The sequence below is a fragment of the Paraburkholderia sp. AV2 genome (assembly GCF_054968425.1).
Map to the genome: position 1 here is coordinate 20,310 of NZ_JBANLK010000010.1, position 14,555 is coordinate 34,864.

The following is a 14,555-nucleotide window of genomic DNA, read 5'->3' on the forward strand; positions in this document are numbered from 1 at the left end:
GCGAATTCCGGCTTGGAGCCCGGTCAGGTCCGTCTTACAATGATCTTCCCGACCTTTGCAAAATCCGGACCGGCAACGCGTCCGGTCAGCGAGACCGGCAGCAGGCGCGCAATGCCCTGCTCTCCGGACTGTTGTCCGTGCACATCACCCTCTATTTTTTTCCATTCTTGCGTGTCGAACCTGCCGGCGTTAGCACGGTGCCACGCATTGCGTGACAAGTCGTGGCGACCTTGCGCGCCCCTCCCGGCAGTAGTGGCTTCGCCCTGCGCGAGCTGGCAAAAATGACAGCTCGCGTCAGCAGGCCAAGCATCCCGCGCGCATGAAAAAAAGCCGCCGCGCAGAGCGCCGACGGCTTCAGGTTCAACATCGCGGTCTTCGCGTTCTCAGACGAACTCGATCTCCACTTCGCCAATCCCGTCGATGTGGCCATGCAGCAGGCCGGGCCGGTCGATGCGATGTGCGCCGACATAGGTGCCCGTGGTCACGGTCCATGCGGGTTCGATCGTAATGCCCATGGCCGCGCAATGGTTGACGAACCACACGAGCAGTTCGCGCGGATCGCCGGCCGGATTGCCGGGCGCTTCGGGCACGAGCGACTCGCCGTCGAACGACAGTTCGAGCTCGGGTGCAACGAAGTCCAATGCGCGAGCGAGCGTGGCATAGGGTTGGGCATGACCGGTCACGAGCGCGCCGTTGTTCTGCGCGTCGGCGAGTTGCGCGAGCGGCGCGACGTTGGGCCACTCGGCGTAGCGGCTGTCGACGACCTCGATGGCCGGCAGGATCTGTCCGACCCGCGCGAGCACCTCGTCGCGCGCGTAGGCTTCGCCGCGCGGCGCGATCGGCTCGGCAAAACGGAACGCGATCTCCAGTTCCACCAGCACGCGGAAAAACGCCTGGCGTTCGAGGCGCACGGGCGAGGCGTACACGAGCGGAGCCGGGATCGGTGCGCCCGAAGCGGGAGCGCCGGGCGCCTTCGCGCCGATCTTCCAGCCGCCCGTCACGGTGCCGAGGCCCGCGATCACGGCCTGCTGGATCGCATAGGCCGTGGCCGCGTCGGGCGGCAGGCGCTCGGGCGCCACCGTTTCGATCATTTGATGCTGGCGGCGCGCATTCACGAGGCGCTGCGCGAGATCGTCATGCGTCATGTCTGGGTCCTCTTGCGCTGTCTCGCGAGGCCGGGGTGCCGGCGCGGCGGACGGTCGTTGCGGATCGTTGGGGGTTCCAGGTCGTTTTGCGTACGGGCTCTCTACGGGACCGCGCGTCGAAAGCGCCGGCGAACTCGGGCATGGCGCGCGCCGGAAAAGATTTCGCCTGCCGACGCACAAGCGCGCAGTGTACCCCGGCGCACTCGCCGCGTTCGTGACACCGTCCATCAATTTACCGTAACCGCAAGCGCGCACCGTGTGCGTCACCCCTTATGGAACGAAAAACGCCGCTGCGGGCGCAGCGGCGTGCAGTAGCATTTCACAAGTCGAGCCCGGTTGCCGCCCTGGCGCTCCGGGTTTCTAGAAAGTCTCCCAATCGCCGTCGCTGCCGGCAGTGACCGGCGTTCCCGTCGCCGCCGGCGCCACGGCGGCCGAGGCGGCGCGCACCGCGGGCCGCACGGGCCGTTCAGCCAGGCGCGCCGCGGGTTTCGATACGGCGGAAGCCGCGGGAAGCGTCGGGCGCGCCGGCGCGGCGGCTACGATCTGGACAGCCGGTCTCCGCACGGCCGTCGCCGCAGGTGCCGCGCTGCGGGCCGCAGCCGGCTTCGCCGGCGCGCCGAAGCCGGCGCCGTGGCCCGCTTCGTCGAGACTGAACACGGCGACGGCCGCGCGCAGCCGGCTCGCCTGGTCTTCGAGCGACTGCGCGGCGGCCGCGGCCTCCTCGACGAGCGCGGCGTTCTGCTGCGTCACCTCGTCCATCTGGGTCACGGCGCGCGCCACCTGGTCGATGCCGCTCGACTGCTCCTGCGAGGCGGCCGCGATCTCGCCCATGATGTCGGTCACGCGCTGCACGGCCGCGATGATCTCGCCCATCGTGCGGCCGGCCTCGTCCACGAGCGCCGAGCCGGTCTGCACGCGCTCGACCGAGGTGTCGATGAGTGCCTTGATCTCCTTGGCCGCCGCCGACGAGCGCTGCGCGAGGCTGCGCACCTCGCCCGCGACCACGGCGAAGCCGCGCCCCTCCTCGCCCGCGCGCGCCGCTTCCACGGCCGCGTTCAGCGCGAGGATGTTGGTCTGGAAAGCAATGCCTTCGATGATCGTGATGATTTCGGCGATCTTCGCCGAGCTCTGGTTGATGTCGCCCATCGTGCCCACCACCTGGCTCACGACGCTATTGCCCTTGTTGGCGATTTCGGAGGCGTTGGCCGCGAGCGCGCTGGCCTGGCGGGCGTTGTCGGCGTTCTGTTTCACGGTGCCCGTGAGCTGCTCCATGCTCGAGGCGGTCTCCTGCAGCGCCGAAGCCTGTTCCTCGGTCCGCGACGAGAGGTCGATGTTGCCTGCCGCGATCTGGCGCGTCGCGGTGGCGATCGATTCGGTGCCCTCGCGCACGCTGCGCACCGTGTCGATCAGGCTACGCTGCATCTTCGAGACGCCGCCCAGCAGATCGCCCATTTCGTCGCGCCGGCCCACGGTCACGGAGCGCCGCAGGTCGCCGCCGGCAATCGCCTCGAAATGGCCGAGCGCCTCGGCCAGCGGCTCGCCAATCGCACGGCGCAGCGCGAAGAACGAGAACGCCGCCGCGCCAATGCCCACGATCAGCGCCACGACGCTCGCGATGCGCAGTTCCTGATGCGCCGCATGGGCGTCCTCGTAGCCCTGCTGCGCCTGCGTGCTCTGCAGCTTGTCGAGCTCCTCGTCGGCCCTGGCAAGGTCGTCGTAGGCGGCCTGAAGGCCTTTCGCGCCCGCGACGAGTTTGCCCGGGTCGCCGCCCGAGATGATCGCCGCGAACGCATCCGCGGCCTGGTGCAGCGTGTCGCGCCGCGCGCTCACCTCCTGCGCGAGCCGGTCTTCCTCCGCGTCGCGCGGGAGGGCGAGATACTTTTTCCACCAGTCGTCGGAAATACCGCGCATCATGCGCGCGCGCTCCAGCGTAGGGGCGACTTCGGGCGTGCCGATCTCGAAGCCCGCGCGGTCGAGCACGAGTCGCTCGCGCGCGGCGTAAAGCTCGGCCATGTTGATGGCACGGGCGCTCGGCATCTGATTGGCGTAGGTGTCGAGGTACGCTTCGTTGGCCCGTCTGAGGCCCAGCAGCCCCAGTACGCTGATGACGGCGACGAGCGTCGCCAGAAATATCATCGTCAGACCGATGCGCGCCTTGATACTGATGCCCTTGTTCATGACCCTCCCCGTGCATACCGTGATGGCGGATGCTTGATCGCCAATATTCGAGCCCATGCTCTAGATATCGTTTACGGCAAACGTTTGAGGGGACTTGAAAAAAGTAAATGGTCTGAGGATAACGCCCTGGCTCGCGAGGAAAAATTACAAAATGCCGACGCAGGGGACTCCGGCATCGAGGGCATCCGACTGCCGGGGCCCCGGGGCGAACGGCTTCAGGCCGCCAGCGACGGCACGGTCGCCGTGCCGCTCGGTGGCGCAGTGGACTCGCGGGCAATCAGCCGTGGCGCCATGACGCGGCGGCGTCCCGGGCCCGGCTGCGCCAGCGCCCCGCCGGCGATCCGCTCGATCAGCGTAAGCGCGGCGAGCTCGCCCAGCGCCCGCACCGACTGGCCGACGGTCGAGAGCGTGGGCCAGGTGAAGTGGCCGAACTGAATGTCGTCGAAACCGATGATCGAGCAGTCGCCGGGTACCGAAAGGCCGCGCTCGGCGGCGGCGCGCAATGCCCCGATGCCCATCATGTCGTTGCACGCGAAGATCGCCGTCGGCCGCGCACCGTCGAGCAGACGGGCCGCCGCGCGATAGCCGCCGGTGCCCGAGAAGTCGCTCTCGACGATCGCGCCCGGCGAGACCTCGATGCCCCGCTCGGCCATCGCGCGCAAAAAGCCGTGCACGCGCATCGCGCTCACGGCCGTCGTCACCGGGCCCGTAATGCAGCCGATGCGCGAATGCCCAAGCTCGATCAGGTGGCGCGTTGCGAGCCACGCCCCGCGCTCGTGATCGATCTGCACGAGATCGGCGGTAAGCCCCTCGATATTGCGGTCCACCACCACGAGCGGCTCGCGCGCATGGGCGAGCGTGCTGGCAAGCACGGCGTCGTCGCCCGCCGAAGCAACGATCAGCCCGTCGATGCGCTTTTCCTGCAGCACGCGCAGGTAGTTGCGTTGCTTGTCCGGGTCGTCGTCCGAATTGCAGAAGAACACGCAATAGCCCTTCTTCGCGCAACCGTCCTCGACCCCGCGCGCGAGCTCCGCGAAATACGGGTTCGTGCCGTTTGGCACGAGCAGCCCGACGGTCGCCGTCGCGCGCGCCTTGAGCGAACGCGCCACGGCCGAAGGCACGTAGTCCAGTTCGCGGATCGCGCGCTCCACCTTGGCCCGCACGTCGGCCGACACAGGCCGCGAATTGTTGACTACATGCGACACCGTCGTGAACGACACCCCCGCCACGGCGGCCACATCCTTGATCGTCGCCATTTTTTCTGTTGCTCCTGCCTGGTTCACAGCTAGTTGCAGCCGCTTTGCGTTCCTGCGCCCGTGTTGCGGCGACGAGCGCCGCAATGCGGCTAAGACCCTCGGCGGCCCGCCCCCGAGCGGACCGCTTCCTCTCAATTCATTGTTATGTCCTGCGCCTGCTTTTGCGGCTGCGGTACGTGTCGAGCCGCGGATTCGCCGCCCGGTTGCCCGCGCAACGGTCGATTCGTCATGGTGTTACCGAAAGCGTGGGCAGCAGGTTCAGCGCCTGCATCACCATGCGCACGCCCAGCGCCTCGGCCTCGCGGCGGCTCGCGGGGGCATAGGGACGGCCCGGCAGGGTCATGCTGCCCGTACTCGGGGACGTGAGGCCGCCAATGATCTTCGAAAGCGTGCTCTTGCCCGCGCCGTTCTCGCCCGTCAGCGCCAATACCTCGCCCGCATGGAGGGCGAGGCTGACGTCGGCGAGCACCGGCTGCTCATAGGTTTTGCCGACGCCCGTCACCGCGAACACCTCGTGGGCGGCGGGAATCACGTCGGGGGCACTTGCATCCATCACGATCCTGTAGTCGCGAGCCTCGCCGCGCGTGGCAAGGTCCGGCAGGCGGCGCGGCGCCCGCTGTCTGCCGGGACCGCGCCGCCGGCATGCGCGGCGTCCGTGTGGCGCAACGAAATCGCAGGGCCAGGCCTCACCCGCCCGGCGGGTCGATTCGCTGCCATCACCTTACGAATAACGGCCGTCCGGCGCGTTTCTTGAGCGCCTGCTTCATTGCGCGCCCGGGCGAGCTTCCCGCCGTGCCGGCGGCGCTGCGCCCACCGCGTGCTCAGAGCCAGCCCGCGCGGCGGAACAGGAAATACAGCATCACGTCGATGGCCGCCATGACGCCGAGGCAGACCGGGTAGCCGTAGCGGTAATGTAGCTCCGGAATCTCCTGGAAATTCATTCCGTAGATACCCGCAATCATCGTCGGCACGGCGAAGAGCGCGGCGAACGAGCCGAGGCGCTTGGTCACCTCGCTTTCCGCGAGCGAGATCATGCCGAGATTCACCTGGATCGCGGTGACGATCATTTCGCGGCGCGCGTCGACGAGGTTGGAGACGCGCACGAGATGGTCGTAGACGTCGCGGTAGTACGCCTGCATGCCCGCGCAGATCGGCGGAATACGCCCGCCCACGAGCTTGCCCACGGCTTCCACGAGCGGCGAAACGTGATGCTGGAGGATCACGAGACGGCGCTTGAGCGAGTAGAGATCCTCGATAATGCTGCGCGAGGCGGCGACACCGTTCTTCTCGAAGATGCGGTCCTCCAGTTCCTCGATCTCGCCCGAGAGCGCGTCCAGCACCGGCATGTAGCGGTCCACCACGCTGTCGATGAGCGCATAGACCACGAAACCCGCGCCCTCCCTGAGCAGTTCCGGCTCGCGCTCGCAGCGTGCGCGCACGTCCTGGAAGCCTTGCTGCGTGCGATGGCGGACCGAAAGCACGAAATTCTGCCCGGCGAACACGTTGACCTGGCCCATGACCAGCTCGCCGTCCTCGCCTGCCTCGATGGTGTGGAACACGGCGAACAGCGTGTCGCCATACTCCTCGATCTTGGGCCGCTGGTTGCCGTTCATGACGTCTTCGATCGCGAGCGCGTGCAGGTCGAACTCCTCCTTCATCGCGTCCATCTCGCCGGCGTCGGGATCCTTGAGGGCAACCCAGACGAAGCATTCGGTGCGGACGAGATAGTCGCTGACGTCTTTCAGCGGGATATCGCCCAGTTTTCTGCCGCCCTCGTAGGCGGCGCAGTTGATCAGCATGTCGTATTCGTCCTGACGGCGGCGTTCGTTGTGGCGCGGCGCTCAGGCGCCACGCTCCTGCGCCGGATTGACCTCTGGGCGACCGCCGGGGTTCCCCCGCACACGGCATGCCGCAAAGCGCGCAGGTGCTACTGTGCCACCCGGCGGATCAGAATGCGGTGATCCTTGCCAAACGCGACACTCGCGCGGTTCGTGTAGCGGGGATCGACCGCGAAGCGAATCTCCACCAGGGGATCGAACTGGGTGCTCACGCCGATCCGGTGAACCCCAGGACTCAGGTAGAACACCACATGCTCGCCGTTCATCAGGTCCGTGACACGCTGGCCGTCGACGTAGACGGGCGCGTCGCGGAACCGGACGATCACGTTGCTGGTGCGCTCGCGCCGCACGTCCACCGCCACGAGCCCGACGCCAGGCTGCGTGTACGCCGGCAGCAGGATGCGCTCGACGGGAACGGCCTTGAACGGCATGGGCGGCTCGGGTGTTTCGGCGCAGCCGCCGAGCGCCGCGAAAACAAGCGTGACACCGGCGGCAAGCGCGGGCACTCTGGACCAGGCATGGAACGCACGCGACGGCATGGAAGCTTCCCCTGTTTGTGTCGTTGTGGCTTTGGCTTGACCTGGCTTTGATTCGCTACGTCTTCAATGCATGCTGCATTGCAGCGACCTCGCCCATGCCGCCGCTTTCATGCATGGTATATGCTTCGAGTGGCTGATGGCAGCCGTCCGCGGTTCCTCATGACGGTTTTGCTCTCGCCAACAGGAGACGAAAACGATGTGGTACTTCTCGTGGATCCTCGGCATCGGCGTGGCGCTTGGTTTCGGCATCATCAATGCGATGTGGCTCGACGCCAACAGCAAGCTTACGAGCGAACTCAAAAACGGCCCCCATGACGACGCAGCGGCCGGCGAGGCCCCGATCCGCGGCACGTGACACGGCTCGCCTTCTTCTGCGGGCACGCGGGCACCGGCAAAACCACGCTCGCGAAACGCCTGATCGGTCCGCTTCGCCACGCCACTGGCGAGCCATTCTGCCTGCTCGACAAGGACACGTTGTACGGCCGCACCGGCGCTGCCGCCATGACGGCGCTCACCGGCAACCCCAACGACCGCGACAGCCCTCTTTTCCTGCAGCATCTGCGCGACCCGGAGTACCTGGGGCTCGTCGATACCGCGCGTGAAAACCTCGAACTCGGCGTAAGCGTGCTCGCCGTGGGCCCGCTTTCGCGCGAGATCCGCGAACGGCGTCTGTTCGACCGCGCGTGGCTAGGTATCGCGCCTGACGTGGCGCTGACGGTAATCTGGGTGCAAATCGGAGAGGAAACGGCGAGGCGCCGCATCGTCGCACGCGCGCATCCGGGCGACGCCTACAAGCTCGCGCATTGGGACGACTACCGGCAGCGCCGTTTCGTGCCATCGGCTGCGCAGCTCGAAGGTGTCGTCGTGTTCGACAACACCGCCCCCGCCGAAGCCGACTTCGACGCCTTGCTCCAGCACCTGGCAAAAGAAACGCCGCCGGCCTGACACCGACGGCGCGCACGGCCCTCTTCGTTTATCTCGTGTTTTCCTGGCGGGTTCGCCGCCCGGCTGCATCAGGCGACATCAGGCCGCGGCGGCCTGCGCAAGCGTGCGCGCATCGAGCGCCGCGCCCTCGTACACCTGCCCGAAACGGTTGGAGAGGAACTGCTCCAGCGACACCTGCTCCTGGCGCACGAAGCCCTTTTGCGGCAACTGCTTTTCGCGGAACATGTCGAGCACCGCGCACATCGCGCCCGCCGTGGTGATCTGGATCGCGCTCATCGGCACGCCACACACGGTCTTCGCGAAGATCTTGCGCGTGAACACCTCCTGCACGAGCTGGCCGTCGCGCATGCCGGTCACGGTCATGAAGATCAGCACGACATCCTGCTCGGTGGCCGGCACGGCGCGGCGCAGGATGGACTTGAGCGTGTCGCGGTCGGTGGCGAGGCGCAGGTCTTCCAGCAGGAACTGCACGAGTTCGCGATGGCCCGGATAGCGCACCGACTTGTAATCGAGCGACTCGACCCGGCCCGCGAGCGTTTCGCACAGCGTGCCCAGACCGCCCGACGTATTGAACGCCTCGTACTCCACGCCGTCGAGCGAAAAATGCTCTAGACCCTCGAGCGGCTGGACCCATTGCGCGCGCCCGTCGCGGATCGCTTCGCAGGGCTGGCAATACTCGTTGATGAGCCCGTCCACGCTCCACGTGAGGTTGTACTTGAGCGCATTGGTGGGGAACTGCGGCAGCGCGCCCACGCGCATCTTGACCTCGCGGATCTCGCTGAAGCGGCTCGCAAGCGCATGCGCGACAATGCCGATGAAGCCGGGAGCGAGGCCGCATTGCGGCATGAAGACGTGGTCGGCGCCCTCAGCGAGCGTGCGGATGGCGTGGGTGGCGCGCACGTCCTCGGTAAGGTCGAAATAATGCACGCCCGCGCCCTTCGCCGCCGACGCGACATTCACCGCAAGGTAGTACGGCAGCGCATTGACGAGCACGTCGAAGCCGGACAGCGCACCGCGCAGCGCGGCGGCGTCCGCCGAGTCCACGCGCTCGACGGGAATGCCGTTGGCGGCGAGCTTTTCGAGCGCCCGGGCATCGCGGTCGAACGCGACCACCTCGTAATCCCCGGTCTCGCGCAGCATGTGAGCAATGGTGTGGCCGATCAGGCCGGCGCCTGCAATCGCGACTTTCATCTTGCATCTCCTTGATCTTATGGTCCGGAGGGCCGGCGGCGCCCTTTGCATAAAGTCTAGGGGGGTGCAAAAACGGTTGATAGACACAAAATGCTGCGTTCCGACCATCAATTTCGACGATTCGACGATCTGGTTCGTCATTTCGTCGAAACCGGCTCCCGGCGCGCCCATCGTGCGTGGCGACGGCTCTGACCCAATGCCCTATCCCATGACCGAACCGCGGTCGATCTTGCGAGCGAGAACAATGGAGGTCGTGGTGCGCTCTACGCCCGGCATGCCGCCGATCTGGTCGAGCAGGTCATTGAGACGATCGGGCGTTTCGGCGCGTACCCATGCGACGTAGTCGTACTCGCCGCTCACCGCGCAGAGGAGCTGCACCTCCGGCATGCGGCCAAGGCGTTTTTGCACGTCGGGACCATGCCGGGGAGCGATGATGAGGCCTACCCACGCCTGCAGGCTCGCGTCGAGCACGTCCTGGCCAAGCCGCACGCCATACCCGGCAATCACCTGCGAGCGCTCGAGCCGCGCGATGCGCGCGAGCACCGTCGTGCGCGCCACGCCCAGCCGGCGCGCGAGGTTCGCGACGCTCTCGCGCGCATTCTCCTGCAGCAGCGCGACGAGGTTGCGGTCGAGGTCGTCGAGTTGGTCGAGGCGCGGGGGTCTCATCGATGAAATGTCTCTCGTGTTCGAACAATGGCATGATTATCGCCCGCGGCGGGACCCCGCCGGCATCCGTAACGAGACGTGCAACGCGCAGCGAACGCCGTACCGCGCCGTTTGTTTCGGCGTATTCCGGACGGTTTCGGCGCGTTTCACTTGTAAGCAGTTGTCGCACAACAGCCGCAATGCAGCGTTAACGTGGTACTAATATCGGCTGCAACCGATACGGCACTGCGCCCTACTCGCTACGAAACGATCCAAGGAGCAACAATGAAGAAAGCTTTCGTCGTCCTTGCTGCCGCGCTCTCGATGAGCGGCGCCTTCGCGCAAACCGCCGCCTCGTCGGCCACACCGTCCTCGGCAGCCGTCGAGGCGCGCGCCGCGCAGCACGAGCAACGCATCGAGGACCGCATCGACTACCTGCACTCGGCGCTGAAAATCACGCCCGAGCAGGAGCCGCTGTGGAAGACCTTCGCCGACCAGATGCGCGCTAACGGCTCGACCATGGCCGATCTCTACAAGCAGCGCGTGGAAGGCGAAAACACGCGTAACGCGCTCGACGACATGAAGCAGTACGCACAGATCACGCAAGCCCACGCGGACGACATGCAGAAGCTCGTGACGGCATTCGAGCCGCTCTACAACAGCTTCTCGGCCGACCAGAAGACGCTTGCCGACAAGACCTTCCGCCACGGCGCACCGGCCGGCGGCAAGGGCCCGGTCCATCCGAAGCACAAGAGCAAGCCGAAGGCCGCGCCGGCCAGCGACGCCGCAGCGGCCAGCGCGCCGGCAGCAAACTAAGGCGTGCATCGCGGCTAGAATCGAGGTACGCTCTTCGACCGCGCGACGGCCGGGCACCCTTGCCCGGCCGTCGTTGCTTGCGCAACCCGATTCACGAAAGAGCCCATGATTGAACTGACCCAACTCGACCTGAGCGGCGACGCCGCCGCCCGGCGCGTCGTCAAGGACGAAACCGTCGCCGTCGCGTTTGCCGCAGAACCCGGCGAACTCATGAGCCTCGAAGGTCCCAACCGCTATGCGCGCGGCGACGCGATCGTCACCGGCGCAACCGGCGAGCGCTGGGTGGTCTCGCGCGAGCGCTTCGACGCGAAGTACTTCCCCGCTAACGCCGCTCTGGTGCACGGCGAGCCCGGCGACTACCGCAACCGCCCTGCCGTCGTGCTGGCAAAACACATGAACGAGCCATTCACGATCCGGCGCTCGGACGGCGGCGACCGTCTTGCCGGCGCGGCCGGCGACTGGGTCATGCAGTACGCGCCCGGCGACTACGGCGTCGTGAAAGCCGAGCGTTTCGCCAAGGTCTATCGCTTTACCGACTGAAGGCCGCTTGAGGGTGGCCGTTGGATGCGCCCTGGGGAAGCGCCCGGGTACCGCCAGCGTTTCAGGCAAACTCTTCGTCCAGCTCCAGCGTCACTTCGCGCGACACGCTCTCGCCTTTGGCATGCTGCTCTTCGAGCGAGCCTATCGTCGCCTCCACATAAGCCCTCAGTACCGCAAAGCTGCGCGCGCGCTGGCGCGCAGGCAAGGCGCGATAGCGCGCGAGCGCCGCGGGCGCGATCGCAATCGTGAGGGTCATGCGGCGGGCCACCGAAGCGAAACGCATCGCTACCCAGTGCACGGTCAAGAGCGGCGCGCCATGGTCGGCGGCCTGCTCGGCAAAGCGCGTCTGCTCGGGGAACAGGTCGGCGATCACACGGGCGAGTTCCTCGAAGTCGGGGCTCGCGCATTCGAACAGATAGGCTTCCATCGATGCCAGTAAAAGAACGGGAAAAAGCAGGATAAAAACGCGTAAGCCGAATCCGGCTTACGCCATGGACGCCGCCACGCGCTTCGAACGGCACACGCGCCACAACACGATGGCGACAGCGATCGCGAGCACCGCATAAGTGCCGTCCACCACCAGCAGCGCAAGCATGCGTGCCTGATACATCGCAGCCGGCATATCGATCAGCGCGTGAACCACGATGGTCAACGGCAGGATACCCCGCCACCCGGCCCGCACGCCGCGCCACATGAGTACGGAAAAACCGATCTGGAACACGAACGCCGCCGTGCGTTCGACGGCGAACACGCCCGCGAACATCGGAGAAAGATTCGCGAGGATCAGGTGCACGCGCAGCACGGCGTCCATCGTGAGATTGCCGAGATGCTCGTCGAGCTCGCCGCGATTGGCCAGCACCGCGAAAACGATCCACTGCAGTTGCACGAGCACGCCGACGAGCCAGGCCTCCGCACCGCCATGACCGATGCCATAAGCAAGGCCCGTGCTGTCCGCCGGCGCCGTGGCCGCGCGGTTCGTGCGGCGCGCGAGCATCCGCATCGCGATGTAGCGCCCCACCTCCTCGCAGACGCCCGCCACGAACGCCCCGTACACGACGAAGACGACCGGATCGGCCAGCCACTGCGCGGTCGCGGGATTGTCGTGCAGCACATAGCCGTTGAGCCCGCGCTCGATCACCGTTGCGAACAGCGCGAACACCGCAATGCCCGAGATCGTGTCGCGCCAGTCGAGCGCGTACGGCCGGGAGAGCCGCCGATAAAGCAGCACGGGCAAGGCGGCGACGAAGAGCGTCGCCAGCGCGAGGCACAGCAAGGTGATCGGGGCTACGGTCATGGAGATCCTGATGACGTCCGGCGCGCGCCACTCGCACGCCGCAGCCCGAATGATCGCAGATAACGGTAGGGGCGCGTAGCCTCGCGCGGCGGGCGCGACGCAAACGATCCCGCCGGGAGTCTTGCCGCTACGCCCTCATGCCGCGCGTGGACTCGCGCACCACGAGCTCGCCTTCGAACACGGCGGCACGCGTCGCGGCCGCCGTGCCCTCGATGCGCTCGTGCAGGAACTCCACGGCGCGATAGCCGATCTCGCGCGTGGGTTGACGGATCGTCGTGATGCCGGCGAGTTCGGCCCAGTCGGGATCGTCGATCGCGACGAGCGCGACGTGCTGCTGCCATTGCGGGCCGAGCCGTGCCTTCAGATGCAGCGCGACACGCAATGCCACGGGCGCATTTGCCGCGAAGAGCGCGCAACGCGCCCCGCGCCGGGCGGCTTCGTCGAGGTCAGCGTCAAGCGCGGCGAGAGCCGCGTCGGCGCCGGCGGCATCGTGAAGATCGAGCACGCGGGTCGTACCGCGCACCCCTTGCGCACCACCGACCGAACTGCCCACCGCCTCGCGAAACGCCGCCACGCGCTCGCGCCGCGAGCTCACGTGCTCGAACGGCTGCACGACGAACACGATCTCGTCGTAACCCTGTTCGAGCAGATGCCCGACGCCAAGACGCGCCGCCGCCGCGTTGTCGAGCCCGACCACGTCGGCATCGAGCCCGTCCACGGTCCGGTCGATCAGGACCGCCGGAATGCCGCCGTTGCCCACGGGCTTGAGCATCGCCTCGCGCACGCCGAGCGCGTTGACGATCACGCCCTCCACGCGATACGTCGTAAGGAGCTGCAGATAGCGCTGCTCCATGTCCGCTTCGTTCGCCGCGTGGCAGATGAGCGGCATGTAGCCGAGCGCATGACACGCCGCTTCCACGCCTTGCAGCACCTCGACCGAATACGGATTCGCGAGATCGGCGAGCAACAGGCCGATCAGGCGATTGCGCCCGCGCTTGAGACCGCGCGCCATCTGGTTCGGCCGGTAGTCGAGCCGTTCGATCGCAGCCTCGATGCGCGCGCGCAGATCCGGCGAGAGCACCGCGTGCTCGCCGTTCAGATAGCGCGAAATGCTGGTCTTGCCGGTACCCGCTTCGCGAGCGACGTCGCTGATGGTCGCGCGCCGCGCGGCCGTATCCGGGCCGCTCATCGCGTCAGCACCTCGCGGTTGACGATGTTGCGATCGAGCGTGCCCGCGAGCGCGGCGACGAGGTTCTCGGCGGCGCAGCGCGCCATGGCGTGACGCGTCTCGTGCGTGGCCGAGCCGATGTGCGGCAGCGCCACGACGTTGGGTATGCGCAAAAGCGGCGACGCCGGGTCGAGCGGCTCCTGCTCGAATACGTCGAGACCCGCACCGTGGATCGTGCCCGCTTCGAGCGCGGCGATGAGCGCCGCTTCGTCCACGGTCGCGCCGCGCGAAGCGTTGATGAAAATCGCGCCGGGCTTCATCTTCGCGAGTTGCGCCGCGCCGATCAGGCGACGCGTCTCGGGCGTGAGCGGCACCTGCAGGCAGACGAAGTCCGAGGCCCCGAGCAGTTCGTCGAGCCCGACACGGCGCGCGCCATAGTCGCGTTCCGCCGCCGGATTCGGGCTACGGTTCGTGTACAGCACCTTCATGTCGAAGCCGAGCGCCGCACGCCGCGCCACCGCGCCGCCAATGCGCCCGAGCCCCACGATGCCGAGCGTCTTGCCCTGCACTTCCACGCCGTATTGCGCGGGGCCGACGCTCGATTTCCACTGGCCCGCCTTGACCCAGTCGGCCAGCTCCACGACGCGGCGCGCGCTCGCGAGTATGAGCGCGAATACGGTGTCGGCCGTCGATTCGGTCAGCACGTCGGGCGTATGCGCGAGCACGATGCCGCGCCGCGTGAGATCGGCCACGTCGAACTGGTCATAGCCGACCGAGATCGTCGAGAGCGCACGCACGCGCGAGCCTTCGAGCATCGCCGGCGTGATCTTCACGCTTGCGCCGATCGCGCCGTCGGCATCGGCGAGCGCTTTGACGAGAGCGCCCGGTGTATCGGAATCCACGAAGACGACCTGCGCGTGCTCGCGCAGATAGTCGGTCACGTCGGCAGGCAAAGTCTTGTAGGCAACAATAGTCGGTGTCATGTTGGTCATTTCCCTAT

At 67.0% G+C, this 14,555-nt stretch carries 15 protein-coding genes and 1 pseudogene; 4 read left to right on the top strand and 12 right to left on the bottom strand.

Going from position 1 to position 14,555, the window contains the following annotated elements:
* Window positions 1-383: 383 nt before the first annotated feature.
* The 6 genes and pseudogenes from V8683_RS09890 to V8683_RS09915 all read right to left on the bottom strand — a co-directional run bounded on the left by V8683_RS09890 (window position 384) and on the right by V8683_RS09915 (window position 6,956).
* Complete coding sequence (locus V8683_RS09890) at window positions 384-1,145, bottom strand: 2-keto-4-pentenoate hydratase (RefSeq protein ID WP_411189575.1); 762 nt, start codon at window positions 1,143-1,145, stop codon at window positions 384-386.
* A gap of 360 nt (window positions 1,146-1,505) precedes the next feature.
* Window positions 1,506-3,323 (bottom strand): methyl-accepting chemotaxis protein, encoded by a 1,818-nt coding sequence (locus V8683_RS09895; RefSeq protein WP_411189576.1) that lies wholly within the window; start codon window positions 3,321-3,323, stop codon window positions 1,506-1,508.
* Between the two features lie 215 nt (window positions 3,324-3,538).
* On the bottom strand, window positions 3,539-4,579 hold the full coding sequence (locus tag V8683_RS09900; protein WP_411189577.1) for a LacI family DNA-binding transcriptional regulator: 1,041 nt from the start codon (window positions 4,577-4,579) through the stop codon (window positions 3,539-3,541).
* A gap of 235 nt (window positions 4,580-4,814) precedes the next feature.
* Window positions 4,815-5,132 (bottom strand): annotated as a pseudogene (locus V8683_RS09905) (ATP-binding cassette domain-containing protein); the annotation flags it as partial.
* Window positions 5,133-5,400: 268 nt separating this feature from the next.
* Complete coding sequence (corA, locus tag V8683_RS09910; RefSeq protein WP_411189578.1) at window positions 5,401-6,378, bottom strand: magnesium/cobalt transporter CorA; 978 nt, start codon at window positions 6,376-6,378, stop codon at window positions 5,401-5,403.
* A 128-nt stretch (window positions 6,379-6,506) separates the two neighbouring features.
* Window positions 6,507-6,956, bottom strand: coding sequence for a hypothetical protein (locus tag V8683_RS09915; protein ID WP_411189579.1), 450 nt, complete (start codon window positions 6,954-6,956; stop codon window positions 6,507-6,509).
* 196 nt (window positions 6,957-7,152) lie between these two features.
* On the opposite strand from V8683_RS09915, the gene cydX reads away from it, so the two are divergent.
* On the top strand, window positions 7,153-7,311 hold the full coding sequence (gene cydX, locus V8683_RS09920) for a cytochrome bd-I oxidase subunit CydX (protein ID WP_411189580.1): 159 nt from the start codon (window positions 7,153-7,155) through the stop codon (window positions 7,309-7,311).
* Window positions 7,308-7,901, top strand: a complete 594-nt coding sequence (locus tag V8683_RS09925) for a P-loop nucleotide/nucleoside kinase family protein (protein ID WP_411189581.1) — start codon at window positions 7,308-7,310, stop codon at window positions 7,899-7,901. Before cydX ends, V8683_RS09925 begins: the two co-directional genes overlap by 4 nt.
* A gap of 78 nt (window positions 7,902-7,979) precedes the next feature.
* Here the strand turns inward: V8683_RS09925 and V8683_RS09930 are convergent, their stop codons facing one another.
* Both V8683_RS09930 and V8683_RS09935 read right to left on the bottom strand, forming a co-directional pair.
* On the bottom strand, window positions 7,980-9,092 hold the full coding sequence (locus tag V8683_RS09930) for a saccharopine dehydrogenase family protein (RefSeq protein WP_411189582.1): 1,113 nt from the start codon (window positions 9,090-9,092) through the stop codon (window positions 7,980-7,982).
* A 201-nt stretch (window positions 9,093-9,293) separates the two neighbouring features.
* Window positions 9,294-9,758: an Lrp/AsnC family transcriptional regulator gene (locus V8683_RS09935; protein ID WP_411189583.1), complete on the bottom strand. Its 465-nt coding sequence runs from the start codon at window positions 9,756-9,758 to the stop codon at window positions 9,294-9,296.
* A 264-nt stretch (window positions 9,759-10,022) separates the two neighbouring features.
* Here V8683_RS09935 and V8683_RS09940 point away from each other — a divergent pair, with 264 nt between their 5' ends.
* Window positions 10,023-10,553, top strand: a complete 531-nt coding sequence (locus V8683_RS09940) for a Spy/CpxP family protein refolding chaperone (protein WP_411189584.1) — start codon at window positions 10,023-10,025, stop codon at window positions 10,551-10,553.
* A gap of 105 nt (window positions 10,554-10,658) precedes the next feature.
* Window positions 10,659-11,093 carry a PGDYG domain-containing protein gene (locus V8683_RS09945; protein WP_411189585.1) on the top strand — a complete coding sequence of 145 codons (435 nt, stop codon included), beginning with the start codon at window positions 10,659-10,661 and terminating at the stop codon, window positions 11,091-11,093.
* A 61-nt stretch (window positions 11,094-11,154) separates the two neighbouring features.
* On the opposite strand, the gene V8683_RS09950 is transcribed toward V8683_RS09945, so the two are convergent.
* The 4 genes from V8683_RS09950 to V8683_RS09965 all read right to left on the bottom strand — a co-directional run bounded on the left by V8683_RS09950 (window position 11,155) and on the right by V8683_RS09965 (window position 14,538).
* Window positions 11,155-11,520 (bottom strand): DUF3022 domain-containing protein, encoded by a 366-nt coding sequence (locus V8683_RS09950; protein WP_411189586.1) that lies wholly within the window; start codon window positions 11,518-11,520, stop codon window positions 11,155-11,157.
* 57 nt (window positions 11,521-11,577) lie between these two features.
* Entirely contained in the window at window positions 11,578-12,387 is an 810-nt protein-coding gene (locus V8683_RS09955) for a YhfC family intramembrane metalloprotease (protein ID WP_411189587.1), read from the bottom strand.
* Window positions 12,388-12,514: 127 nt separating this feature from the next.
* Window positions 12,515-13,576 (bottom strand): LacI family DNA-binding transcriptional regulator, encoded by a 1,062-nt coding sequence (locus V8683_RS09960; protein WP_411189588.1) that lies wholly within the window; start codon window positions 13,574-13,576, stop codon window positions 12,515-12,517.
* Complete coding sequence (locus V8683_RS09965) at window positions 13,573-14,538, bottom strand: NAD(P)-dependent oxidoreductase (RefSeq protein WP_411189589.1); 966 nt, start codon at window positions 14,536-14,538, stop codon at window positions 13,573-13,575. The genes V8683_RS09960 and V8683_RS09965 overlap by 4 nt, the downstream gene beginning before the upstream one ends.
* Window positions 14,539-14,555 lie beyond the last annotated feature (17 nt).

Coding starts and splice junctions, on each gene's coding strand:
- V8683_RS09890 (WP_411189575.1), bottom strand. CDS start 1,145: ATGACGCATGACGATCTCGCGCAGCGCCTCGTGAATGCGCGCCGCCAG.
- V8683_RS09895 (WP_411189576.1), bottom strand. CDS start 3,323: ATGAACAAGGGCATCAGTATCAAGGCGCGCATCGGTCTGACGATGATA.
- V8683_RS09900 (WP_411189577.1), bottom strand. CDS start 4,579: ATGGCGACGATCAAGGATGTGGCCGCCGTGGCGGGGGTGTCGTTCACG.
- corA (WP_411189578.1), bottom strand. CDS start 6,378: ATGCTGATCAACTGCGCCGCCTACGAGGGCGGCAGAAAACTGGGCGAT.
- V8683_RS09915 (WP_411189579.1), bottom strand. CDS start 6,956: ATGCCGTCGCGTGCGTTCCATGCCTGGTCCAGAGTGCCCGCGCTTGCC.
- cydX (WP_411189580.1), top strand. CDS start 7,153: ATGTGGTACTTCTCGTGGATCCTCGGCATCGGCGTGGCGCTTGGTTTC.
- V8683_RS09930 (WP_411189582.1), bottom strand. CDS start 9,092: ATGAAAGTCGCGATTGCAGGCGCCGGCCTGATCGGCCACACCATTGCT.
- V8683_RS09935 (WP_411189583.1), bottom strand. CDS start 9,758: ATGAGACCCCCGCGCCTCGACCAACTCGACGACCTCGACCGCAACCTC.
- V8683_RS09940 (WP_411189584.1), top strand. CDS start 10,023: ATGAAGAAAGCTTTCGTCGTCCTTGCTGCCGCGCTCTCGATGAGCGGC.
- V8683_RS09945 (WP_411189585.1), top strand. CDS start 10,659: ATGATTGAACTGACCCAACTCGACCTGAGCGGCGACGCCGCCGCCCGG.
- V8683_RS09950 (WP_411189586.1), bottom strand. CDS start 11,520: ATGGAAGCCTATCTGTTCGAATGCGCGAGCCCCGACTTCGAGGAACTC.
- V8683_RS09955 (WP_411189587.1), bottom strand. CDS start 12,387: ATGACCGTAGCCCCGATCACCTTGCTGTGCCTCGCGCTGGCGACGCTC.
- V8683_RS09960 (WP_411189588.1), bottom strand. CDS start 13,576: ATGAGCGGCCCGGATACGGCCGCGCGGCGCGCGACCATCAGCGACGTC.
- V8683_RS09965 (WP_411189589.1), bottom strand. CDS start 14,538: ATGACACCGACTATTGTTGCCTACAAGACTTTGCCTGCCGACGTGACC.